Source organism: Cohnella faecalis (assembly GCF_003570905.1).
Taxonomy (GTDB): Bacteria; Bacillota; Bacilli; order Paenibacillales; family Paenibacillaceae; genus Cohnella; species Cohnella faecalis.
Genome location: NZ_QXJM01000056.1, coordinates 174,949 through 198,464 on the forward strand (window position 1 = coordinate 174,949; position 23,516 = coordinate 198,464).

16 protein-coding genes and 3 pseudogenes are annotated in these 23,516 nt (G+C 54.9%); 17 read left to right on the plus strand and 2 right to left on the minus strand.

Annotated elements, in window-relative coordinates:
• Positions 1–137 precede the first annotated feature (137 nt).
• The 15 genes and pseudogenes from D3H35_RS29015 to D3H35_RS29080 all read left to right on the plus strand — a co-directional run bounded on the left by D3H35_RS29015 (position 138) and on the right by D3H35_RS29080 (position 20,276).
• A complete protein-coding gene (locus D3H35_RS29015; protein WP_158594348.1) occupies positions 138–1,919 on the plus strand; it encodes a sensor histidine kinase in 1,782 nt (593 codons plus the stop codon).
• Positions 1,891–3,498, plus strand: a complete 1,608-nt coding sequence (locus tag D3H35_RS29020; RefSeq protein WP_158594349.1) for a response regulator transcription factor — start codon at positions 1,891–1,893, stop codon at positions 3,496–3,498. The genes D3H35_RS29015 and D3H35_RS29020 overlap by 29 nt, the downstream gene beginning before the upstream one ends.
• A gap of 162 nt (positions 3,499–3,660) precedes the next feature.
• On the plus strand, positions 3,661–4,593 hold the full coding sequence (locus tag D3H35_RS29025; RefSeq protein WP_233568230.1) for an ABC transporter permease: 933 nt from the start codon (positions 3,661–3,663) through the stop codon (positions 4,591–4,593).
• A gap of 20 nt (positions 4,594–4,613) precedes the next feature.
• Positions 4,614–5,495 carry a carbohydrate ABC transporter permease gene (locus tag D3H35_RS29030; protein ID WP_119152565.1) on the plus strand — a complete coding sequence of 294 codons (882 nt, stop codon included), beginning with the start codon at positions 4,614–4,616 and terminating at the stop codon, positions 5,493–5,495.
• A gap of 68 nt (positions 5,496–5,563) precedes the next feature.
• Complete coding sequence (locus D3H35_RS29035) at positions 5,564–7,108, plus strand: ABC transporter substrate-binding protein (RefSeq protein ID WP_119152566.1); 1,545 nt, start codon at positions 5,564–5,566, stop codon at positions 7,106–7,108.
• A 112-nt stretch (positions 7,109–7,220) separates the two neighbouring features.
• Positions 7,221–9,487 (plus strand): annotated as a pseudogene (locus tag D3H35_RS29040) (glycoside hydrolase family 3 C-terminal domain-containing protein).
• 44 nt (positions 9,488–9,531) lie between these two features.
• The gene (locus D3H35_RS29045; RefSeq protein WP_325050186.1) at positions 9,532–10,932 is read left to right on the plus strand and encodes a DUF5060 domain-containing protein; all 1,401 of its coding nucleotides are present in this window, start codon (positions 9,532–9,534) and stop codon (positions 10,930–10,932) included.
• A complete protein-coding gene (locus tag D3H35_RS34395; RefSeq protein ID WP_325050187.1) occupies positions 10,929–11,294 on the plus strand; it encodes a DUF5605 domain-containing protein in 366 nt (121 codons plus the stop codon). Before D3H35_RS29045 ends, D3H35_RS34395 begins: the two co-directional genes overlap by 4 nt.
• Positions 11,295–11,465: 171 nt before the next feature.
• Complete coding sequence (locus D3H35_RS29050; protein WP_119152567.1) at positions 11,466–13,091, plus strand: helix-turn-helix domain-containing protein; 1,626 nt, start codon at positions 11,466–11,468, stop codon at positions 13,089–13,091.
• Positions 13,092–13,216: 125 nt separating this feature from the next.
• The gene (locus D3H35_RS29055) at positions 13,217–14,224 is read left to right on the plus strand and encodes an ABC transporter substrate-binding protein (RefSeq protein ID WP_119152568.1); all 1,008 of its coding nucleotides are present in this window, start codon (positions 13,217–13,219) and stop codon (positions 14,222–14,224) included.
• A gap of 192 nt (positions 14,225–14,416) precedes the next feature.
• Positions 14,417–15,463 carry a FecCD family ABC transporter permease gene (locus tag D3H35_RS29060; RefSeq protein ID WP_119152569.1) on the plus strand — a complete coding sequence of 349 codons (1,047 nt, stop codon included), beginning with the start codon at positions 14,417–14,419 and terminating at the stop codon, positions 15,461–15,463.
• A gap of 1 nt (position 15,464) precedes the next feature.
• A complete protein-coding gene (locus D3H35_RS29065; RefSeq protein WP_119152570.1) occupies positions 15,465–16,499 on the plus strand; it encodes a FecCD family ABC transporter permease in 1,035 nt (344 codons plus the stop codon).
• A 51-nt stretch (positions 16,500–16,550) separates the two neighbouring features.
• Positions 16,551–18,266: an ABC transporter ATP-binding protein gene (locus D3H35_RS29070; RefSeq protein ID WP_119152571.1), complete on the plus strand. Its 1,716-nt coding sequence runs from the start codon at positions 16,551–16,553 to the stop codon at positions 18,264–18,266.
• Positions 18,267–18,313: 47 nt separating this feature from the next.
• Complete coding sequence (locus D3H35_RS29075; RefSeq protein ID WP_119147578.1) at positions 18,314–19,090, plus strand: spermidine synthase; 777 nt, start codon at positions 18,314–18,316, stop codon at positions 19,088–19,090.
• A 31-nt stretch (positions 19,091–19,121) separates the two neighbouring features.
• Complete coding sequence (locus D3H35_RS29080; protein ID WP_147355711.1) at positions 19,122–20,276, plus strand: hypothetical protein; 1,155 nt, start codon at positions 19,122–19,124, stop codon at positions 20,274–20,276.
• A 33-nt stretch (positions 20,277–20,309) separates the two neighbouring features.
• On the opposite strand, the gene D3H35_RS29085 is transcribed toward D3H35_RS29080, so the two are convergent.
• On the minus strand, positions 20,310–20,732 hold the full coding sequence (locus D3H35_RS29085; RefSeq protein ID WP_119147576.1) for an LSm family protein: 423 nt from the start codon (positions 20,730–20,732) through the stop codon (positions 20,310–20,312).
• A 459-nt stretch (positions 20,733–21,191) separates the two neighbouring features.
• Here D3H35_RS29085 and D3H35_RS29095 point away from each other — a divergent pair, with 459 nt between their 5' ends.
• Positions 21,192–21,632 carry a hypothetical protein gene (locus tag D3H35_RS29095; protein WP_325050188.1) on the plus strand — a complete coding sequence of 147 codons (441 nt, stop codon included), beginning with the start codon at positions 21,192–21,194 and terminating at the stop codon, positions 21,630–21,632.
• A gap of 76 nt (positions 21,633–21,708) precedes the next feature.
• Here D3H35_RS29095 and D3H35_RS29100 read toward each other — a convergent pair.
• Positions 21,709–22,634, minus strand: a pseudogene (locus tag D3H35_RS29100) (VanW family protein).
• 164 nt (positions 22,635–22,798) lie between these two features.
• Here D3H35_RS29100 and D3H35_RS29105 point away from each other — a divergent pair.
• Positions 22,799–23,469 (plus strand): annotated as a pseudogene (locus tag D3H35_RS29105) (response regulator transcription factor).
• Positions 23,470–23,516 lie beyond the last annotated feature (47 nt).

The window sequence follows — 23,516 nt, forward strand, 5'->3', positions numbered from 1 at the left end:
AACGCGTCTCAACCGAATCGAAGCGAAAAAAGAGTGGAAGGGTATCGGAGACGATGCCCTTCTTTTGGCGTATGCCGAGCCGGTCAATTGGAGATATAATGCTAGGACAACTGCATTCCGAAGGAGGTACGGCGGCCTTGCGCAAGCTCAAACCGTACGTGAATACGCTCCGATTCAAATTTCTCGTTGCCGTTCTGGTCATTTTCGCGCCTCTGGTTACGGTGCTTGTCATTAACAATTATTACTCCGCAGACGTTGTCCGCAATCAGGTATCCCAATCCAACAAAAATATGCTGAGCCTCTATATGAATCAGATCGACCGCAACCTGGAGGAAGTGGACAAATATTTGTCCAACACGTTGGAGAGCGACCTCAGCGTTCTGGATATGGAGTTTCCGAAGTCTCGCGACGAGGATCGCTACAATATCGCCAAGCTTACGCTGTTCAACACGCTTAGAGACGATGCGGGGTATTATCCGATTCTCGACGCTTTTTTCGTCTATTCGGAGCCCAACAGCGATTTGCTTTTGACGCAGAATACGCCGGTAAGCTACGAGGACCGCGAGACGGCGCGCAATGAGGTTAGGAAGATGCTCCAGAAGGCCGATACGATTGATTTTGCCAAGTGGCATGTGTGGAAAGGCGAGCAGGACTACTATTTGTTTCATTTGATGAAATCGGGCAACGTCTACATGGGAGCGTGGATCAGCAGCAGCAAGCTGATGGTGCCGCTCAGCCTGATCGATCTCGGAAAATCCGGCGCAGCCGTCATTACGACGGACAAGATGGAGCCGTTCAGCCACGAAGAGCTAATTCGGGACAAAGGTCTCGATCTTCGTTTTCCGATGGACTCTTATTCGATCACCGGGGACGGCAACGACATGTATCTCGTTATGGGAGAGTCCTCGACACAAGGCAACTTTAATCTGGTCGCGATCGTTCCCGAAAGCACGATTTTGCAGAAGCTCCCTTATTTGCAGAGGGTTTCGTCCGTCATTTCCATCGCGGCGGTGCTCTTCCTGCTCCTGTTCGTCTTCATGATGCGCCACATCTTCCTGAATCCGGTGAAACGGATCGTCGTCGCCATGCGCAAGACGAGGGACGGCAACTGGGAGTCGAGGATCGAGCAGAGGCCGACGTCCACCGAGTTCGAGATCGTGAACGAAACGTTCAACCGGATGATCGAGGAAATCCATAATCTGAAAATCAACGTCTACGAGGAAAAGCTGAATCACCAGCGAGCGGAGCTGAGGCACTTGCAGCTTCAGATCAATCCCCATTTTTTCCTGAACTCGCTTAATATCATCTATAATCTGGCGACGGTCAAAGATTTCGCTCTCATTCAGGAGATGAGCCGGTGCCTAGTCTCGTACTTCCGCTTCATGTTTCGCAGCAATTCCTACTTCGTGTCTCTGCGCGACGAATTGTCTCATACGGCCAACTATTTGCGAATTCAGCAGCTTCGGTTCCCGGACATTTTCCAGTATCGGGTCGATCGCCCGGAGGAGCTTCTCGATCTGGAGGTTCCGCCATTGATCGTGCAGACGATGGTGGAAAACACGATCAAATACGCCGTCAACATGGACGAGCCCATCCTTATTACAGTCGAAGCGGACAAGGAGACGGACGAGGAAGGGAACTCCCGCCTCATTCTCAGCATAAAGGATACTGGGCCGGGCTTCCCGGACGAAGTATTGCGGCGACTGGAACGGGATGACGACAGCTCCGGCAGCGAGACGGGGGAGCAGATCGGCATCTGGAATGCGAGAAGACGTCTTCGGCTGCTGTACCGGGAACGGGCGACAATCGAATTTTATAACGAAGAAGCCAATCATGGCGCGGTCGTGCGGATCGGCATTCCGATTGAAGAGAGAGAGCGAGGTGAAGGCGATGTTTCAAGCCTTGATCGTAGACGATGAGGTGCATGCGGTAAGAGGGCTGCAGGCCGGGGTGCAGTGGGAGCGTCTGGATATCGGCGTCGTTCATACGGCGCATAGCTTAAGACAGGCGCAAGAGGTTTTTCAGGCTCAGCCGGTCCATCTGATGGTGTGCGATATCGAGATGCCGCAAGGCTCGGGACTCGAATTGACGGCGTGGGTCAAAGAGAATTACCCGGACACCGAGACGATTTTTCTGACTTGCCATTCCGACTTCTCCTTCGCCAAGCAGGCGATTCAATTGAACAGCTTCGATTACTTGCTCAAGCCTGTCGATTATTCGGAATTGGAGAGCGTAATCGGCAGAGCGCTGGGCAAAATGAGGAAAGAGAGGGAGCGCCGTTCCTTCGAGGAAACCCATCATCATTACCGGAAGCTGTGGGAATCCCATCGGCCGGTCGTGGCCGATCGGTTCTGGCAGGATCTCATTCAGCAAAAAATTCCGGCCAACCCGCTCTCGATAGCCGAGCATTCGCGCAACGCCGGTCTAACGCATCCCGAGAACGCGCGCTTCATGCCCGTTTACGCCCGCATTCAACGCTGGCATAAGGACCTGTCGGAGCGGGATCGGCGGATTATGGAATACGCTCTTCGCAACGTGCTGGAGGAAATGATGGAGCCGACGCCGGGAGCGGCGGTCATTCCGGTCGGCAACGGTTCCTTGCTGACGGTCGTGCCGATCGACGAGCCGAACGACGATGCGCTGACCCGCGACAATTGCGACGCTTTCATCCGGAATTGCAATCGGTATTTGTTCTGCGACATTAGCTGCTATGTCGGCGTTCCTGTGCCGCTTCACGAAATGGTCGCCATGCTGCGGGCATTGGAGAATCTGGACGAGAACAACGTAACGCAGATTAACCGGACGTTCATTCTCGGAGAGACGAAGAAGGGCGAGTCGCGGATGCAGCCCGCTCCTTTATCCGAATGGGCGGAATGGATGAAGCAGGGAGCTAGATCCAAGCTGGCGGCGAACGTCTCGCATTACCTTGAATCGTGGAAAGCGTTCGACAGCAGGGTGGATGCGCAAGCGATGAATTCGTTCTACCAGGACTTCCTGCAGATGATTTTTTTCGTGCTCCAGTCCAAAGGTCTTCAAGCCAACCAAGTGTTCGCCCACAACCTTCTGACGGACAAGCCGGAGTCCGCGCTGCGCTCGCTTTCCTCCTTGCAGGAGTGGGTCGTTTACGTGTTGGACGTTGCGATGAACCACATTCATTCCTTGGAGGAAAATTTGTCGGTAGTGGACAAGGTGAAGCGTTTCGTCGCCGAGCGGATCGGAGAGCAGGACCTCTCCCGTGAAGATATCGCGAGCCACGTATATTTGAATCCCGATTACTTGACCCGCATCTTCAAGAAGGATACGGGAATGTCGCTCTCGGACTACCTCCAATCGAGCCGAATCGATTACGCGAAGGAGCTGCTCGCGAATACGGGGCAGTCGGTCAGCGAAATCGCCGTTGCTTCCGGGTATTCCAATTTGTCGTACTTTTCGACGATTTTCAAGAAGGCTACCGGCTATAATCCGGTCGATTTCCGCAAGCAGCATCAGCCCAAATAAGACGAGATGCCGATTCCGCTTTCGCGGGATCGGCATTCCTGTTTTGCGGCTGCCGACAAGGTCGGAATATCAAAAGCCGGAAGTCGTTTTATTGGTAAGTGGCCCAAGAGGCTGTCCCTTACAATGAGATCATAACGAAGGCAAGAAAGAAGGGGACAGCGAATGGCACAGACACGATGGGGGCGCTTCTTCAAAAATCTTAAGCGTTATCGGGCATTATTCTTCATGATGCTGCCGGGATTGGCTTATCTCATCATCAACAATTATATGCCGATGTTCGGCGTCATTATCGCCTTCAAGGACATCAACTACGCCAAGGGAATTCTCGGAAGCGACTGGATCGGCTTTAAGAACTTCGAGTATTTGTTCAAGACGGCCGACGCCTATGTCATCACGAGGAACACGATCCTCTACAACGGAGGGTTTATCATCCTCAACACGGTTATGGCGATCGGGGTCGCGATTTTGCTCAACGAAGTGAAGAATAAGTTCGCGGCCCGTTTTTACCAAAGCGTTATTCTGCTTCCGTTCCTCATCTCCATGGTTATCGTCGGGTATCTCGTTCTTTCGATGCTAAGCGCAGAGAGCGGATTCGTGAACTCGACCTTGCTTCCGATGTTCGGCATCGAGCCGATCTCCTGGTACTTCGAGCCGAAATATTGGCCTTATATTCTAACTCTCGTACAGGTTTGGAAAGCGACAGGTTATCTGTGCGTCATCTTTCTGGCGGCGATTATCGGCATCGACAACGAGTATTACGAGGCCGCCACCATCGACGGGGCGAACAAATGGCAGCAAATCCGGAGCATTACCGTACCGCTGATCGCTCCGACCATTACAATCATGACGCTGCTGGCCATCGGACGGATTTTCTATTCCGACTTCGGCTTGTTCTACCAAGTGCCGCTCAATTCCGGTCCTCTGCAGCCGGTCACGGACGTTATCGACACCTACGTCTATCGCGGTCTGATGACGCTCGGCGACATCGGAATGTCTTCCGCAGCAGGTCTGTACCAATCGCTCGTTGGCTTTATTCTCGTGCTGCTGTCCAACTACATCGTCAGCCGCCGCAACAAAGAAAACGCCTTGTTCTAAACCGAAAGAGGGGAAACGCCATGAAAACCAACCAAATGAATCAGGCCATCGTCCATGCGGCGTTCATCATCCTTGCCGTCTTCTGCCTGTTCCCGTTCCTGCTGCTCTTCATGTCATCGATCACCGACGAGAGCGCAATAGTCGGCAACGGCTACTCGATCTGGCCGAGCGACTTCAGTCTGGAAGCCTACAAGTACCTGTGGGCGCAAAAAGCGGCGATGTTCCATTCCTACGGCATTACGATTCTGATTACCGTCGTCGGCACCTTTTTCGGCTTGCTGATCAGCGCTTTGCTCGCCTATCCATTGTCCCGGCGCGACTTGCCGATGCGCGGCATTCTGAGCTTCCTCGTCTTCTTCACATTGCTGTTCAACGGCGGACTGGTGCCGACTTACTTGATCTATACCGAAGTGTTCGATATGAAAAACACGCTGATGTCGCTGCTCATACCCGGGCTGCTCACGAACGGCTTCTACATCCTGCTGATCCGCACCTTTTTCGCCAACTCCATTCCGGTCCAAATTATCGAATCGGCTTATATCGACGGGGCTTCGGAGTTCAAAATCTTTTACCGCATGGTGCTGCCGCTGTCGCTGCCGATTCTCGCGACGATCGGCCTCATGCTCACGATCAACTACTGGAACGATTGGTTCAACGGGCTTATTTACGTGACCGAGCCGAGCTTGTTCAGCATCCAGAACCTGCTTAACCGGATGCTGGTCAATATCCAGTTCCTCCAGCAGAACAATCTGGGCGGGCAGCAGAACTTGACGGCGAACCTGCCGATGAATTCGGTCCGCATGGCTATGGCTGTCGTCGGTATATTGCCGCTCATTCTGGTCTATCCGTTCTTCCAGAAGTACTTCGTCAAGGGGCTCACGATAGGAGCCGTCAAAGGATAGGCCATCCTCGGGCTTGCGGGCCGGTTGGTATACAGATGATTCATACATCGTCATAGGGGGAAAACAACATGCCAAGAAAATCGAAGACCGCAACGGTAATGCTCTCCATCGCGCTGATTCTGTCTTTGCTGCTTTCCGCTTGCTCCAAGTCGAACGATTCGGGCAGCTCGTCCGCTCCGGCTTCCGGCGGCAGCGCCGCTTCGTCGGACAATGGCGCGGGCGGTTCGGGCAACGGCAAGGAAATCGAGCTGAAGGTCGCTTTTCTCGGGCTTGGCAATATGAAGGACGTCGCCGCCGTTCAGGAAGAAGTCAGCAAAATCACCAAAGCGAAAATTAACGCTACGGTGAAGCTGATGCCGATCGACATTGGCGCATGGGTACAGCAAGTGAATTTGATGCTGGCCGGCAACGAGCCGCTCGATTTGCTCGTGACATCTTCGTTCTTCAACTTCAGCTCGCAAGTGGCCAAGGGTCAATTGCTGCCGCTTGACGATCTCGTCGCCAAGTACGCTCCGACGATCAAGGATACGATGGAGCCGGCCATATTCAACGCAACGAAGATCGGCGGGAAAAGCTACGGCGTGCCGAGCGTCCGCGACACGGCCGCCGACCATGGGGTCGCAGCGAGAAAAGATCTGATGGACAAATACAAGCTGACTTTCGACAACGTCAAAACGTATGCGGATCTCGATCCGATCTTCCAGACGATCAAGGACAACGAGCCGGGCGTCTATCCGCTGGTCCCGCGCTCCCAATCGAATACGATCGCGGCTGAAATCGTTCGCGGGCATCTCGACTTGCTTGGCGACACGCCGGGGGTGCTGCTGATCGACAATCAGGATTTGAAGGTCGTAAATCTCTACGAGCAGCAAATGTACAAGGATGCGCTCCAATTGACCAGAAAATGGTACAAGGCCGGCTACATTATGCCGGATGCGGCCACTACGCAGGAATCGAACAACAGCCTGCTCAAAGCAGGCAAGGGCTTCGCTTACTTCGCCAACATGAAGCCGGGCTTCGAAGCGCAGGAGACGATAGCTAACGGACATGAAATGACGGGAACCCGTTTCGTAAGCCCGATCTCGACTTCCGACTCCAGCACGGGCTTCATGATGTCGATTCCGAAAAACACGACCGATCCGGATCGCGCCGCCCAATTGCTGAACCTGCTCTACACCGACAAGGACATCGTCAACCTGATCGCCAACGGCGTCGAAGGCAAGCACTATGTGGACGCCGGCAACGGTCTCATTAAAGCTCCGGAAGGCGGAAGCAATTACGTCTTCAACCAATGGCAAGTAGGCAACAACGCATTGGCCAAAGTATGGGAAGGGACCTCCCCTGACATCTGGGAGCAGACGAAAGCGTTCAACAAGTCCTCCAAATTTTCCAAGGCGCTCGGCTTCTCCTTCGATTCTTCCCCTGTGAAGACCGAAGTGGCCGCCGTAGCGAACGTCAACAACCAGTTCAAAGCGGGCCTCGAAATGGGTACGATCGACCCGGCCAAGCTGGATGACTTCCTGAGCAAGCTCAAAGCTGCCGGCATCGACAAGATCATCGCCGAGAAGCAAAAGCAGCTCGATGCGTGGGCGAAGGAAAACAACGTTCAATAAAAGGACAATCTCATAGCTGTGAAGGATCCCCTTCTTCGAAACCCTGTTTCGGGGAAGGGGATTTCAAATAGCGGATCGATATGAAGGACAATTATCGCTAGGAGGCGCGAGTATGGAACGGAATATCGCACATTTGATTGCGCAGATGACATTGGAGGAAAAAGCGGGCATGTGCTCGGGGCTCGATTTTTGGCATATGAAAGGGGTGGAGCGGCTCGGCATTCCGTCGATCATGCTGACCGACGGTCCCCATGGACTTCGGAAGCAGCGGGCTTCGGCCGACCATCTCGGCTTGTTCGACAGTGTGCCGGCGACCTGCTTTCCTTCGGCTGCCGGGTTGGCCAGCTCATGGGATCGGGAGCTCGTTCGCAAGGTCGGCGTCGCACTAGGAGAAGAGTGCCAGGCGGAAGACGTCGCTGTCCTGCTGGGGCCTGGCGCAAACATCAAGCGCTCGCCGCTTTGCGGCCGCAATTTCGAATATTTTTCCGAGGATCCTTACTTGTCTTCCCGCATGGCGGCAAGTCACATTCAAGGGGTTCAAAGCCAAGGAGTCGGCACATCGCTGAAGCATTTCGCCGCGAACAATCAGGAGCACCGCCGCATGACCGGGGACTCCGTCGTGGACGAGCGGACGCTGCGCGAAATTTATTTGGCCAGCTTCGAGGAAGCCGTGAAGGAAGCCCAGCCTTGGACGGTCATGTGCTCCTACAACAAAGTGAACGGCGTTTTCGCTTCCGAGAACGAATATTTGCTAACGGACATTCTTAAGGACGAATGGGGCTTCGAAGGCTTCGTCGTATCCGATTGGGGCGCGGTGAACGAGAGGGCGGACGGCTTGACTGCGGGACTGGAGCTGGAAATGCCGGCAAGCGGCGGAGCGGGCGACCGCAAAATCGTCGAGGCGGTGCTAAGCGGCAGGCTGCCGGAGGAGAAGCTGGACCGGGCGGTCGAACGGCTGCTGAGAGTTATTTTCCTGGCGGTCGACAACAAGAAGCCGAACGCCGCTTACGATGCCGACGCGCATCATGCTTTGGCTCGCGAGGTTGCGCGGGAAAGCATGGTGCTGCTGAAAAACGAGGACGGCATTTTGCCGCTGCGCAAGGAAGGAAGCATGGCGGTTATCGGCGAGTTTGCAGCCAAGCCTCGCTATCAAGGCGGCGGAAGCTCCCATATCAAGCCGACAAAGCTTGAAGATATTCGCGAAGAAATCGCGAAGTCAGCGGGCAGCGGCGTGCAAATCGTCTATGCCCAAGGCTACGATCTGCAATCTGACGCTTCGGACGATCGGTTGATCGAGGAAGCGAAGCGCGCGGCGGCAGTGGCCGACATTGCCGTTATTTTCGCCGGGCTGCCGGATCGCTACGAATCCGAAGGGTTCGACCGGACCCATCTGAGCATCCCGGAAAACCAAATACGGCTTATTCATGCCGTTGCGGAGGTTCAGCCGAATATCGCGCTCGTCCTAAGCAACGGGGCTCCGGTGGAAATGCCTTGGCTGGGCAGCGTCAAAGCGGTGCTCGAAGCTTATCTTGGCGGACAGGCACTGGGCGGCGCGATTGCGGATCTGCTGTTCGGCGATGTCAATCCGAGCGGCAAGCTCGCCGAGACGTTTCCCGAACGTCTTGAGCATAACCCTTCGCAACTTAACTTCCCCGGCGAAGGAGACCGGGTCGAGTACAAGGAAGGCTTGTTCGTCGGCTACCGCTATTACGATGCCAAGCGGATCGAGCCGTTGTTCCCGTTCGGCTTCGGATTAAGCTATACGACCTTTGAATATTCGAATTTGGCAATCGACAAGCTCGGCATGCGCGACGACGAGCAAGCAATCGTCTCCGTCGATGTTACGAATACGGGGGTTCGCGAAGGGAAAGAGGTCGTTCAATTGTATGTACGGGACGTACAGAGCAGCGTCATCCGGCCCTCGAAGGAGCTGAAAGGCTTCGCCAAGGTCGGCCTGCAGCCGGGGAAACGCGTACCGTGACCTTCGAGCTGGACAAGAGGTCTTTCGCTTTCTACGACGCTGACCGGAAAGAATGGCGCGTGGAGTCGGGCGAGTTCGACGTGTTTGTCGGAGGCTCGTCGCGCGATATTGCGGTTCGAGGCACGATTAACGTGGAGTCTACTTCTGCCGCGAAGCCTGTCTATCATCGGAACAGTACGATCGGTGATTTGCTGGGCAGCCCCCAAGCGCAGCCTGTTATTATGGACTGGATTCGCCAAACCCCGTTCGGTGCCATGGCGGCCGAGCAAGACGGGGAAGGCTCGGAAATGATGCAAGCGATGATGAGATATTTGCCGCTGCGCGGTCTGGTTGGCTTCAGCGGAGGCTCGCTGACCGACGAAGCGCTGGATGAATTGCTGAAGCAGCTGAACGGCTGAGCTCGCATACAAGTCGAATGTTCTGGAAAGGGAGGACTATACCTATGTCTTATAACGAAAATACTCGGATCGGCGTTTTGCTGAGAAACGATGCCGCCCGCGACCTGTTGACTCGCCGGATTCCGGCTCTGCTGACGGCTCCGCCGCATATGGCGTCCTTGTTAAAGAGCCTCACCTTGGCGATGTACTATCGATTCCATCAGGAGGAGCTGTCCTCGACGGACTGGCTGGCGGAAACATTGGCCGAGCTCGCTCAATTGCCCGTTGTGCCGCAATCGACGCAAGAGGAACAGCCGCCGGTCGCTCCTTCTGCATTCTATGAGTCGGAAAGCGTACCAATCGGCTCCGCTGCGGTTCAATCGCCCGAGCAAGCGGAAAGATGGGGCGTATTCCAAATCGAGCTTCGCGGGCCTAGCCACGGGAATCCGTTCACGGACGTCGTCGTGGAGGCGGAATTCCGTGCCGGAGACAAGACTTTTCGCGTCGCGGGCTTCTATGACGGGGATGGCATCTATCTTATTCGCTGTATGCCGGACGTCTTGGGAAATTGGGCGTTTCGGACTTCGAGCAATGCGAGATCTCTGGATGGGATCGAGGGAGCGTTTCGATGCGTCGAGCCTTCTCCCGGCAATCATGGGCCGCTTCGCGTTCATAATACATTCCATTTTGCCTATGAGGACGGTACTTCCTATATTCCTGTCGGCACAACGAGCTACGCTTGGACGCATCAGGGAGACGAACTGGAGAAGCAGACGCTGGATTCGTTGAAAGCGTCGCCGTTCAATAAGATGCGGATGTGTGTGTTTCCGAAATCGTATCTGTTCAACTTTAACGAGCCAGTCTATAACCCGTTCGAAGGCTCTCTGACCGAGGGTTGGGACTACTCGCGATTCAATCCCGCCTTTTTCCGCCACTTGGAAGAACGGATCGCCGAGCTCGGCGAACTGGGTATCGAAGCGGATCTGATCCTGTTCCATCCGTACGACCGCTGGGGATATTCGGAGATGGCTCCGTCCGTGGACGACCGGTACTTGCGCTATATCGTCCCCCGTCTTTCCGCGTATCGGAACGTATGGTGGTCGCTGGCGAACGAGTACGATCTCATGTGGTCGAAGGAAACGGACGACTGGGAGCGATTCGCCTCCATCGTTACCGGGAACGATCCGGTCGGCCATCTGATTTCCAATCATAACTGCTTCAGCTTTTACGATTACAGCAAGCCATGGATTACGCATTGCAGCATTCAGCGCATCGACGTCTACAAAACGTCCGAAGCGACCAACGAGTGGCGGGACAAGTGGCAAAAGCCAATCGTTATCGACGAATGCGCGTACGAGGGAGACATTGATCAGGGCTGGGGCAACATTACCGGAGAAGAGATGACGCGCCGCTTCTGGAAGGCGCCCTTCGCGGCGGCTATGTCGGACACGGGGAGACGTACTTGAATCCGGAGGAGGTTCTGTGGTGGTCCAAAGGCGGCAAGCTTACGGGATCGAGTCCGGATCGGATCGCTTTTTTGCGCCGGATCGTCGAGGAAAGCCCCGGAGGCGTTCTCGATCCGCTGCCGTCCGATTGGGACGTGCCTTGCGCGGGAGTGAAGGACGACTATTATTTGTACTATTTCGGCTTCAATCAGCCGAAGTTCCGGAATATGAATCGCAAGGCGGGAATCCACTACCGCGTCGAAATCATCGATACGTGGAACATGACCGTCGAGACGCTGCCGGGAACGTACGAGGGCTCGTTTCGGATCGAGCTGCCGGGCACGCAGTACATGGCGGTCAGGCTGACGAGAGCGGTATCGTAGAACACGTCTTTTGCGGAACCGAATAGCCGCTGCCAGAAGCTTTCTTTTACGGAGCAGTCCGCCATCTTTTCGATCAGCTCACGACCTGTTTGCCAGCCGATATGGCTGGCAACATTTTTTTGTCTGGGCTATCATTGGAACAGCGACTTTTTTGGGGAGAGATGAGCTCTGATGTCCCGTAAGCCCTATTTGTTTCAGCCGGAACCCGTATTTCGATTAATGGAGCTTGAGCATGTTAGCAGTAAGCCCCATGAGGAGACGATACGTCAATTTGTCGGCGATTACATCGTACTTATCGTTATCGGAGGATCGGGCGCGCTGGTCATTGACGGACGTCCCGTCGCGCTCAACCGCGGTAAGCTTATGCTGCTCGTTCCCGCCATGCTAATCGAAATAAGATCGAACCCGGCAAATCCGCTCCGGTATTATCGCATAGCCTTTCAGGCGCTAAGGGAGACGGGACGGCGGAATAAGACGCTAACCTTCGCCGCACTCGACGACAGCCTGCAATTCCCCGTCGGCGGCGAATTGCCAGACAGTCTATACAATGAAGCGCTTCGGGTAGCACGGCTGCTGCATGATTCCGTTCAATACGAGCGCGGGCGTAATCATCACGAAGTGTACGGCTTGTTTCATCGGCTGCTCGCCCTAATATCCGATTCGGGGCAGGCGGGAGGGCGGGGCGAGGCGGAAGAAGCGCTCCGGTCGACAATCTCTTATATCGAGACTCATTACCAGGAAGAAGTAACCCGCGATACGCTGGCCGGCATTGCCGGCATGAGCCCTTGGCATTATTCCCGCAAGTTCAAGGAGCTGACGGGGCAGAGTCCGAGCGAGAAGCTTGAAAGCGTACGAATAGGGAAGGCGAAAGAGCATTTGCTTCGCCTTGATTGCAGCATTCCGGAAGTCGCTCAGAAGGTCGGCTACCGGGACGAATCTTATTTCCGCAACAAGTTCAAGGCGAGTACCGGCTATTCCCCTACGATGTTCGTTGCCCGCAGGCGCGAGAAAATCGCGGCGTTAAGTTATCATTACGCTTCGCATCTCCTTACGTTGAACGTCGTTCCGTTCGCAACCTATGTCGAACAAAGTCGTGAAAGCCACCGGAAGGAATATCATGAATCGATCGTTTGCCACCTGAAGCGCTCGAAGACGTTAAACGCGGGCGTCTGGGAGGCTAATCTTCAAGCGCTGGCTCGCGCCAAGCCTGAAGTAATCCTGTGCGACGAATTGATGGACGAGCAGGTTCGGACCTGCTTGGAAAAAATCGCTCCGATCGTTTCGATCCCTTGGCTGGAGCTGGATTGGCGCAGCCATTTCGAAGAAATCGCCGCATTTCTCGGAAAGCGCAGAGAGTCTTCCCGTTGGTTGTCGGTCTATGAACGCAAGGCGGAGCAGCTGCGCAAGCAGCTGAGAAGCAAGCTTGGAAGGGGTTCCGTCGCCGTCCTTCACATCATGGCGGGGCAATTGTTCGTGTATGGCGCTCGCAACGGCGGTTCCGTTCTCTATGAGGATCTTCAAATGTCGCCGGTTTGTGATACGTCCGCTATCCAGGTATGCAAGCAAATTACGGAGGAAGAGCTGCTTCTTTACGACGGGGATCGGATCTTCATGGCGATCGATGCGGACGAAGCGTCCCGGCAATGCTGGGATCGCATCCGGCGCAACGATGTTTGGGCATCGCTGCAAGCAGTCCGGGAGGGACGCGTTCATTTCGTCAAGGAATTTCCTTGGCTCGAATATTCGCCTTACGCTCATTCGATTGTATTGGACGAAGCCGCCGGATTGCTGGTGTAACGGTATCGATAGTCGGAATGCGCACGAAATAGCATGTTATTTTCGCACGAATGTCTGTGGAGGAATGCGGTCTCCTGTGATAAAATTTCATTTGAAAATGAGAATCAGTATCACAGGAGGCTATCATGAGTAGAATGAATAACCGTTTGGCTTGGACAGGCAGCGCCCTGCTGCTCACGTTATCGCTTGCCGCTTGCGGTTCGAGCAATTCGGGTTCGGCAAAACCAAGCGACAGCTCGGCCAAGCCGTCGGCTTCCGAGGCTGCGGCGCAGCAAACGAACGAAGCGACGCCGTCCCCGTCGAGCCGGGTCGTTAACGATATTTTCGGGGAGGTCCGCCTCCCCGAAAATCCGCAGAGGATAGTCGCCCCTTACGTTGAGGACGCGCTTGTTACTTTGGGCGTCAAGCCGTCGATGCAATGGTCGCTGGGCGAGCTCGTGCAGGACTATCTTCAGCCTTATCTGCAAGACGTTCCGAAGCTTGATTTTACAGGCGGGGCGAACCTGGAAGTGTTGCTGGCTTCCAGTCCGGACTTGATCCTGCTGTATAACAAGACCATGGCTGAGAACGGCGCCTACGAGAAGTTCGCGAAAATCGCGCCGACCTATGCTTTCGAAGACGCTACCGTCGATTGGAAAGGGACGCTGCGCACTCTTGGAGACTTCCTGCATAAATCGGACGAAGCCGAAAAAGCGATCCGGGAATACGAGACAAAGTCTAGCGCAGCGAAGGAGAAGCTTAAGCCGATCGTCGACGGAAAAACATTTGCCGTCATTCGCGTCAAGCCGAAGGAATTTCTGCTTATGGACGGAACGTACTACAGCGGGCCTGTGCTCTACGGCGATCTCGGGCTTACGCCTCACAAGCTCGTCCGCGAATTGTCCTGGGAGTTGAACAAGCCGCTGTCGCTCGAAATGCTCCCGGAGCTGGACGCCGACTATATTTTCTTGCTTGTGCAGGGTGAGGCGGCCAAAGCAAAAGCCAAGGAGTTGACGGACAGCCCGATCTGGCAAGGACTTCCCGCCGTCAAGCAAAATCATGTCTTCAATGCGGATATCAGCTATTGGATGTCGAGCGGAGCTATCGCAAATACCAAGAAAATCGATGATGTATTGAAAGCCGTCGCTCCCTGATCGAGCCTCCCTATACAGAAGCCGCCGTTCACAGCTTGAACCGGCGGCTTTTCCTGTATGCGCAAAAATCCAAGATAAAGTTCGGGATTGTCCATTGCCAAAGTCAGACGAATAGTCTACAATTTTCGATGATAATGAGAATCAATTTCATAAAATGAGTTTGAACGTCGATACATACCAAAGGTGGCATCCATGAATCCTGTAGCAGAAGAAGCGCCAACGTTAACTACCGTCAAATTTCGTTCACGCCCGTGGGCAGCTACGCTGATTCTTATAGGCGGCATAATCGCGTTGGCGTTCAGCATTGCTTTGTCCGTCTCCTACGGCGCGGCGGACATTAAGCTGTCCGTCGTCTGGCAAGCCGTCTTCAGCTTCGACCCCGCCATAACGGACCATCAAATCATTAAGGAACTCCGTCTGCCAAGGGTGCTCGGAGGCGCGATGGTCGGCGCCTGCTTCGCCGTGGCGGGCGCCATTATGCAGGGCATGACGCGCAATCCGCTTGCCGACTCCGGATTGCTTGGATTGAATGCCGGGGCCGGATTCGTGCTCGCGCTCTGCTTCGCTTTTTTTCCCGGCTTGCCCTATATGTACCTGATCATGTATTCGTTCCTTGGCGCGGGCGTCGGCGCTGGCTTAGTATACGGCATCGGCGCTATGGCCAAAGGAGGGCTTACTCCCGTGCGGCTCGTCCTCGCGGGCGCGGCGATAAGCGCCATGCTCGGGGCGCTCAGCGAAGGGATCGCGCTCTATTTCCGCATCGGCCAGGACCTGGCCTTCTGGTATGCGGGGGCCGTCTCCGGAACGAAATGGTTCGAGCTTAAAGTCATGTTTCCATGGGTGGCAGCCGCAATCAGCGGGGCGATCATACTGTCTCGTTCGATTACGCTGCTGAGTCTTGGCGAAGATATCGCGCGCGGGCTCGGACAGCGTACCGCCCTCGTCAAAATCGGAGCTACGGCGATCGTTCTTGTGCTCGCAGGAACCGCGGTGTCCGTCGTAGGGGCGGTCGGCTTCGTCGGTCTGCTCGTTCCGCATGCGGCCCGCTATTGGGTCGGAGTCGATTACAGGTGGATTATTCCTTGCTCGTCGGTGCTCGGCAGCTTGCTTGTCGTGCTAGCGGACTTGGCGGCGCGGATGATTAATCCGCCGTACGAGACGCCGATCGGAGCGCTCATTGCGTTAATAGGCGTACCGTTCTTCCTCTACCTTGCGCGCAAGGAAAGGAGGGAACTGTAAGATGACAACTTTGTCGCTCACCGCGCCTGAAAAACGCAAGCGAAGGCGGAACATTCTCGTTCTGACGATCGTCGGAGCGCTAATCGTCCTCGCGTTCCTGATCAGCATGAACACCGGTTACATTCGATTATCTCCGGCGGAGGTGATTCGAACGCTGTTCGGAATGGGAACGCACAATCAGTCGCTTATTTTGTATGACTTCCGATTGCCGCGCATCGTCATATCCATCTTGATCGGAGCCGGTCTCGCCGTCTCGGGCTGCGTTATGCAAGGCGTTTCGCGCAATGCGCTGGCCGATCCCGGCATATTGGGCATCAACGCGGGAGCGGGCCTTACGATTATGCTTTTTATTTCGTTCTATCCGTCGACGGCTGCCGCGCCGGTGTTCTTGCTGCCCGTGCTGGCGCTGATTGGGGCGGGCCTGACGGCGGCGCTCATCTATGCGCTGGCGTATAAGAGGCACGAGGGTTTGCTGCCGACTCGTCTGCTGCTCACCGGTATCGCGGTAGCGGCAGCGATCAGCGCGGCGACCATTGTGCTGACATTGAAGCTGAGCCCGGAAAAATACCAGTTCGTTGCGAACTGGATGGCAGGCAGCATCTGGGGAACGAATTGGAAATTTGTCGGTGCGCTGTTTCCTTGGATTGCGATCCTGCTGCCATTCGTATTCTACAAGGCTCGGGCCATGAATGCGTTGAATTTGGGCGAGTCGATGGCGACAGGACTTGGCGTCCGGGTAGAAAAAGAAAGGCTCGCGCTTCTCGCCGCAGCTGTCGGCTTGGCGGGCTCGTGCGTTGCGGTTAGCGGCGGCATTGGGTTCGTCGGCTTGATCGGTCCGCATCTCGCTCGCCGCCTTGTCGGGTCGAAGCATCAAATTTTGCTCCCGGCGTCCGCGTTGCTAGGCTCACTGTTAGTCATAGTATCTGACACGGTCGGCCGCTCGATTTTGCAGCCGCATGAAATTCCGACAGGGATCGTTGTAGCCGTCATAGGCGCGCCTTATTTCCTCTATTTGCTGGTTAACACAAAATCTTAAACGAAGACTGAACTGCGTGCACGTTGACAGAGGAAGGAGCTTCAAACGGCTATGATCCGTCGATTTTTTGCTTATTACCAGCCTTACAAGAGGCTGTTCATGTTAGACTTTGGCTGCGCGGTATTCGCCGGCTTGATGGAGCTGGCGTTCCCGCTTGTCGTCAACCGTTTCGTCGACGATTTGCTGCCCGGAGGAAAGTGGGATCTGATCGTATGGGCATCCGCCGGCTTGCTCGCCTTGTATGTACTGAACATGTTTTTGCAATATATCGTCAATTATTGGGGACATATGCTGGGCATCAATATCGAGACCGATATGCGCAGAAAGCTGTTCGAGCATGTTCAGAAGCTGTCGTTCCGCTTCTTCGATAATACGAAGACCGGTCACCTCATCTCCAGGCTGACGAACGACATGATGCAAATCGGGGAAATGGCTCACCACGGTCCGGAGGATTTGTTCATCGCCGTCATGACGCTGGCGGGATCGTTCACGTTGATGCTGTTCATCAACTGGAAGCTTGCGATCCTGACGTTCATCGTCGTTCCCGCCATTATCGGGCTCGTCGTCTACTTCAACGGCAAGATGACGAAAGCGGTGGAGCAGCTGTTCTCCGACATCGGCGATTTCAACGCACGCATCGAAGACAACGTCGGCGGCATCCGCGTCGTGCAGGCGTTCTCGAACGAGGAGCACGAGAAGAAGCAGTTCGACGTCAACAACAGCCGGTTTCGCGCGACAAAGCTGCTGTCGTACAAGCTGATTGCCAAGAACGGCTCCATCAGCTACATGATGATGCGTTTCGTAACGCTGTTCGTCATGGTATGTGGAACGTGGTTCGTCATTCAGAAGGAACTGACCTATGGCCAATTTATCGGATTTTTGCTATTGTCGAATGTGTTCTTCCGGCCGATTGAAAAAATCAATGCCATTATCGAGAGCTATCCGCAAGGAATTGCCGGCTTCAAGCGGTATGCCGCTCTGCTCGACACCGAGCCGGACGTGGCGGACACACCTGATGCGAAGGTCATTGGGGAGCTGCAAAAGGAAATAAAATTCGACAAAGTGTCGTTCGGCTACGATCGCGGCTCCAGCGTACTCAACGATATCGATCTGACGATCCGCAAAGGAGAGACGGTCGCTTTCGTCGGTCCTTCAGGCGCCGGCAAGACGACTCTGTGCAGCTTGCTGCCGCGCTTTTACGAGGTTGATGCGGGAACTGTCTCTATCGATGGGTTCGATATCCGGCAAGCGAAGCTAAGCTCGCTGCGCAAGCAGATAGGCATCGTGCAGCAAGACGTCTTTCTGTTCTCGGGAACGATAAGGGAGAACATTCTATACGGCAACCTTAATGCGACAGAAGAGCAAATCTGGGAAGCGGCAAGGCGGGCGCGGCTCGACGATTTTATCCGGGCGCAGCCGGACGGTCTGGATACCGTCATCGGCGAACGCGGAGTGAAGCTGTCGGGAGGGCAGAAGCAGCGGATGTCGATTGCCCGGATGTTCCTGAAAAATCCGCCGATCCTCATCTTGGATGAGGCGACCTCCGCGCTCGATACGGAGACGGAGACGATCATTCAGCAATCGCTTGCGGAGCTGTCGAAGGGTCGGACGACGCTTGTTATCGCGCATCGACTCGCTACGATCAAGAACGCCGACCGCATAGTCGTCGTGACGGAAGACGGTATTGCCGAGCAGGGTGATCATCAAGAGCTGATCGCGGCCGACGGAGTCTACAGCCGTCTTCATCGGGCGCAGTTCGGCGCATGATCGGTTTCCTCTTAGTCGTCTCATAGAATAAAAAGGAGTGTCCGGAATTGCACCTGCTTGCGGAGGAATCGAGCCGATTCAACGAGAGGCTTGCGGTATACGAGACGACGCGATTATACGGAGAGACGGGGAAATACCGGATTCTTCAGTTCGCGGATGCGGCCGTGCAAGGAGCGGCGGATTTGAAGAATCCGAGTCGCATCGTCCTTCCCTATCAGAGGGCTCTCCTTCACTTGATGGAGCGCAACGTCCCTTCGTTAGAGGACGTATTCGTCATCGGGCACGGAATCGGGTCAATCGCGGGGCAATACCCGCACAAGCGATTTGTCGTCGCGGAAATCGACGAGAAGGTGGTCGAGCTGAGCAGATTGTTTTTCAACTATCGGCTGGATAACGTAATTGTCGGCGACGGACGCACCATTTTGCTCGATCAGGCTGCGAACGCCTTCGATTGCATCATTTTGGACGCTTTTAACTCGAACGGGACTCCGGGGCATTTGGTATCCGTTCCCTTTTTTGATCTGACCGCGGACAAGCTGGACTCTCGCGGAATCCTCCTCGTGAATGTCGTAGGAAAAGCCGTCAACGACAAGCTCGTCAATGCCATTCATTCGTCCATGAGACAAGCGTATGGCTGCACGAAAGCTTTTTTTCTGCCGGGAGAGGACGATGACCGCTCGGGCAATGTTCTTTTGACCGGGAGCGGGGGAGTCATTGAATACGATGCCGGGCAGATGGCGGGCTTTGCCGAGATTGAACTCGAAGAAGGTTATCCGATCCGGGACGGGCGGGCGTATATTTCGGGAAGTTCACGCAGATCTTAGACGTTAAGGAAGAACTGCGGAGGAAAAAGAAATGCGCAATGTTTGTTGCCGCGCCATGGCGATCGTTGTCGCGGCGTCGGCGCTGTTCGGGCTTTCGAAGGGCTACCCGCATGCATTTGCGGCGGGCTCGCCGTGGAGCGATCCCGTTGTCGTCTCTGTTCGTGTCAGCCCGGATGCGACATACGAGACACGGCTGGCCGTCGGACATTTGCATATCGGGCAGTCTTCGCAGCAACGCGAAGAGGACTCGTCGAAGTTCGCTCCCATATTGACCGATATTTACGTTCGCGTGTCCCATGGAGGGCTGCCGAAGCTATATCGCTTGGAAAGCTCGGGCCGCCTCTGGAACGAGGAAGAGCGCCTGAACGTTAGTTTGCCGGAAAAGCTATCCGCCAAGCTGTTGAAGGAAGCGGACAAGGCAAGGGCGGCCCATTATGGAGAAGCGATTGCCTGGAAAGAAGCGAAGCGTATATTGCCGCGCAAAAGCGTGTTCAAGGTAATGGATATGAAGACGGGGCTTGTCTTCCGCGTTCAACGCCGAGCGGGCAGCGACCATGCCGACGTGCAGCCGATCTCGCGCGAGGATACGAAAATCATGAACGAAATTTACGGCGGGCAATGGAGCTGGAATCGAAAAGCGGTCGTCGTCCTGGCTGCCGGTCGGCGGATCGCCGCATCGATGAACGGCATGCCGCACGGGGGCGACGGAATACCGGACAACGGCTTTTCCGGCCATTTTTGCATTCACTTCTCGGAGAGTACGACGCACAAATCGTCCGTACCCGATCCGGCCCATGAATTCATGGTTCACAGAGCGGCGGGAGACGCGCGAGCTTATCTGGATTCCGCATCTCCGTCCTTACTGGCGCGCAGCTTGGTCGAAGCGCTGAATCAACGGGATCGCGAGTGGATCCGGCTTCTCGCGGAAGGAAGCGAGCGTGACGAGGCGGCGTCGTTGATCGGAGAGACGGATTCCGTGACGTCCGCAAGAACGGTCGCTCAGCGACAGCCGTTGCCGGAGGAAGATCGTCTCGTCGCAACGCTGGAATCGGAAGTCGCCATCGAACGCAGAGGCAAAGGTAAGCGGCATCTGCCGTTCCGATTCGAGTTTGCGCGGCTGTCTCCCTATTCGCCTTGGCGGCTTCAGAGCGTCGAACGGGGTCCATCAGAAGGTAAAGTAAAATAAAAAGCCCCGTCAGGGGCTTTTGGCTTTTCGGGCTCAAGCTTTGAGTCCTCCGAGCAAGGGCATAATCGTTTTTACCATGTCGACCCCCATACGCACCATCGGCAACGCCTTCTGCATGAATCCCATCCAATCGTCCAGCCCGTTCAATCCGAAAAAACCGCCTCCGGCAACGCTTCCGGATGCGGGCGCTCCCGGCAGAGCGGCTGCCGCATTGCCGGCTGACGGAGACAGCAGAGCCGACACTTTCGCCTTGCGCGTACTTCGCGAAGCCAATTTGCCCCGGCCGCTCTTGCTCTTTCGATTGTCGCGCACACCGGATAGAACCAGCTGATTTTGCTCGATTCCCCGGATCCAACCGACATAGTGCCGCCCGTCATGCAAGACGACGCGGACGGGCTGCCCCTTCCATTTTCCGGCTTGGCTTCGAATACTTGACGATTTCGCGTTAGCAGCCATGAGAATCACCTCTCCTTTAGCTTCCTTTCTTCACAATATTCACGCGAAGGAAGATCGATTGTACGTTGTCCCATTGACGACGGTCAGGGTGTAGTTTGCTAAAAAATCAATCCCGGAAATTTCGCAATAATGGGCAACCATACAATCTGCTTCCGGCCGGAAGAATACAATATCGAGTGATCAAAGTCACAAAATCTAATTGGTGGTGAGATTTCATGAGCGGTTATGCCGGAGGCGCAGGTTATGGTGGGGCTAGTTCTGCCGCATTCGTACTTGTATTGTTCGTCTTGCTGGTCATTATTCTTAAGGCGGTATCCTACTAATTAGCTGCAGATCGAACGGACTGCCTTTCCATTATGCTCAATAGAGCGTAATGGATTTTTTTTTGAGGGCGAAGCAGGTAAAATGGACGCAAACGGGGAAAATAATTCCGATGTTTCCCAATTGGAGGAGAAAGATATGAACAAGCAGCCCGGCAGTGTCCCCTTCGGCTACGAGCCGCCGGCCGACACGGAAAAAGGAACGCTTATCTACTACGATACATTCGAAAGCTCATCGGAAAAAGAATGGGACCGCGTTGCCGATTATGCGATCGAGCGCTCCTTTCGCCGGCTCGTCCTGTACTTGATTCATGAGGAAACGGCCAAGAGGATGTCCAGAAAGACACCGGTCAGCGCCTATTACAAACGAGAGGCTCGACTGAGCCAATGGCTGGAAGAACGGGGAGACCCGACGGTCTCGATCGACGGATGGGAAGGAAAAAGAAAAAAAGTATACGCCGATCGATTCCGCGCTCCGTCATTTGACCGAGACGCTGCCGGGCCCTCACTTCGTGTACATGACGACGGATACCGCCAATTCGTTCGCTTCGTTCTCCACTTTCGAATCATGGATCGTTAACGTGCGGCTGTTGCTGCCTTCGGAGCCGAAGACAGCGCATCCGATGCTTGAACGATATCGACACCGATGGAGTCCTTTAGTTCCGCTTCGGTGACCCGGTTTCAATCGATATTTCCTCCGGAAGCCGCTTCGATGTGCCCGGAACCGCGCGAGGCCGGTAATCGATCACCTCGGAGGAATAAATCGAGATGAACATGCGGCCCCCGCTTGCGAACGCGCGTATAAGGATGGGCTGATTGTAAGGATTTCGAAAAGCGAAATCGGGCCCTCCCCAGCTTACGGTCGCGTCGCGTCCGGGAAGCACGTACGGGACGTGCCGGCTGTGGGAATACCTCTTTACGATTAACAGCCCCGCCCGGTCGACGGCATTGAACAAAGTCGAGGATACTTGACAGATTCCGCCGCCGATGCCCTCCGACAATTCTCCTCTGACGATTACGGGAGCGCGTACATACCCTTCTTTTCGTTGCGCTGACCGACGATTTGATTGAACGAGAACGTCTCGTTCGGAAACACGACCTGATTGTTAATGGCTTTGGCCGCCAACGCGATGTTGCGCGAGCGGTTTTTGTTGCCCGCATTGAAGTATGTGACGTAATGACCGATCGGCTTTTCCCTTAGATAAGCCAACAATTCGCTGTCTACCTTCGGGTAGATCAGCTTGAGCGGTACTTCCATCGACGATGTGCCGCTGCCGTAGAAATAGATGTGAAACAAGTGAGTAAAGCCGGCCCGGTCCAAACGATAGCCGGGCTGCTCGGCCACGATGCCTCCGTGATTTCCGATTTCGGCGTCACGGGGCAGTCGGAAGGTCTGACGTTCGACGTTGTCGAGCAAACTATCGAGCTTGGCGGGGTCGATCAAAGGAGTGGCGGGCAGCGAATAGTCGCCGCGATTCACTTTTGCGACCGTCGTTCCTTGATTTACGATCGACAATTCGTCAGGGACGGCATTCTGCCGAAGAACGAGCGAAATTCCCGCAATCCACAACAAGCGCAGCATGAGACACCTCTTAAATGGGCGATGTTCCGTTAGTATCGGTTTGTGGCGTTCGATTATGAAGGAACGCGCGGAACGAGAAAGTTAAACGAAATTTAACTATCATTGCGTAAAGCCATCGTCTATGATGAGGTCAAATCTTATTCGTAAACGAGGTTGAACGACGAATGGTACGCGTGCTGTATGTGGAAGACGACCCGAGATCGGTCTCTGGGTGAAAGATGACCTGGAACGCAGAGGCTATAAGGTAGAATGGCTGACAACCGGGGAAGGCGCGGCCCGAGCTGGCGAAGCAAGCCGATTTGGTCGTGCTTGACGTCATGCTGCCTGGGCTCGACGGGTTCACGGTAGGCCAAAGATTGAAGAAAGAGGCTCTCCGGCATTCCAATCCTTATGCTCTCCGCGAGAACGTCGGTCGACGATAAGCTGCAAGGCTTGCGCTTCGCCGACGATTATTTGACGAAGCCCTCCACCCGGACGAGCTGGTGGCGCGGCTTGAGGTGCTGCAGCGAAGATATGGACAGCTTCCCGGAAAAAGCGTCAAGCTGGGTCATATCCTCGTCCATGTCGACCGGCTTACCGTGATCGACAGCCGTACGAATGACGAGATTCCGCTCACGTCCAAGCAATGGCAAATTTTGCACTATTTTTTCGCCATCCCAATCAAATATTGACCAAGGAACAAATTTACGAAGCTGTCTGGGAGGAGTCGTATATCGAAGGAGACAAGACGATCATGGTTCATATTCGGCACATTTCGCAGAAGCTCGAAATCGATCCGGGCAATCCGGCTATTATCGAGACGATTCGGGGACTCGGCTACCGGGTGAAGTCATGAAGAGGCTGCTTCGAGCATTCAACTGAGGCAATCGCTGCTGTCCCAAT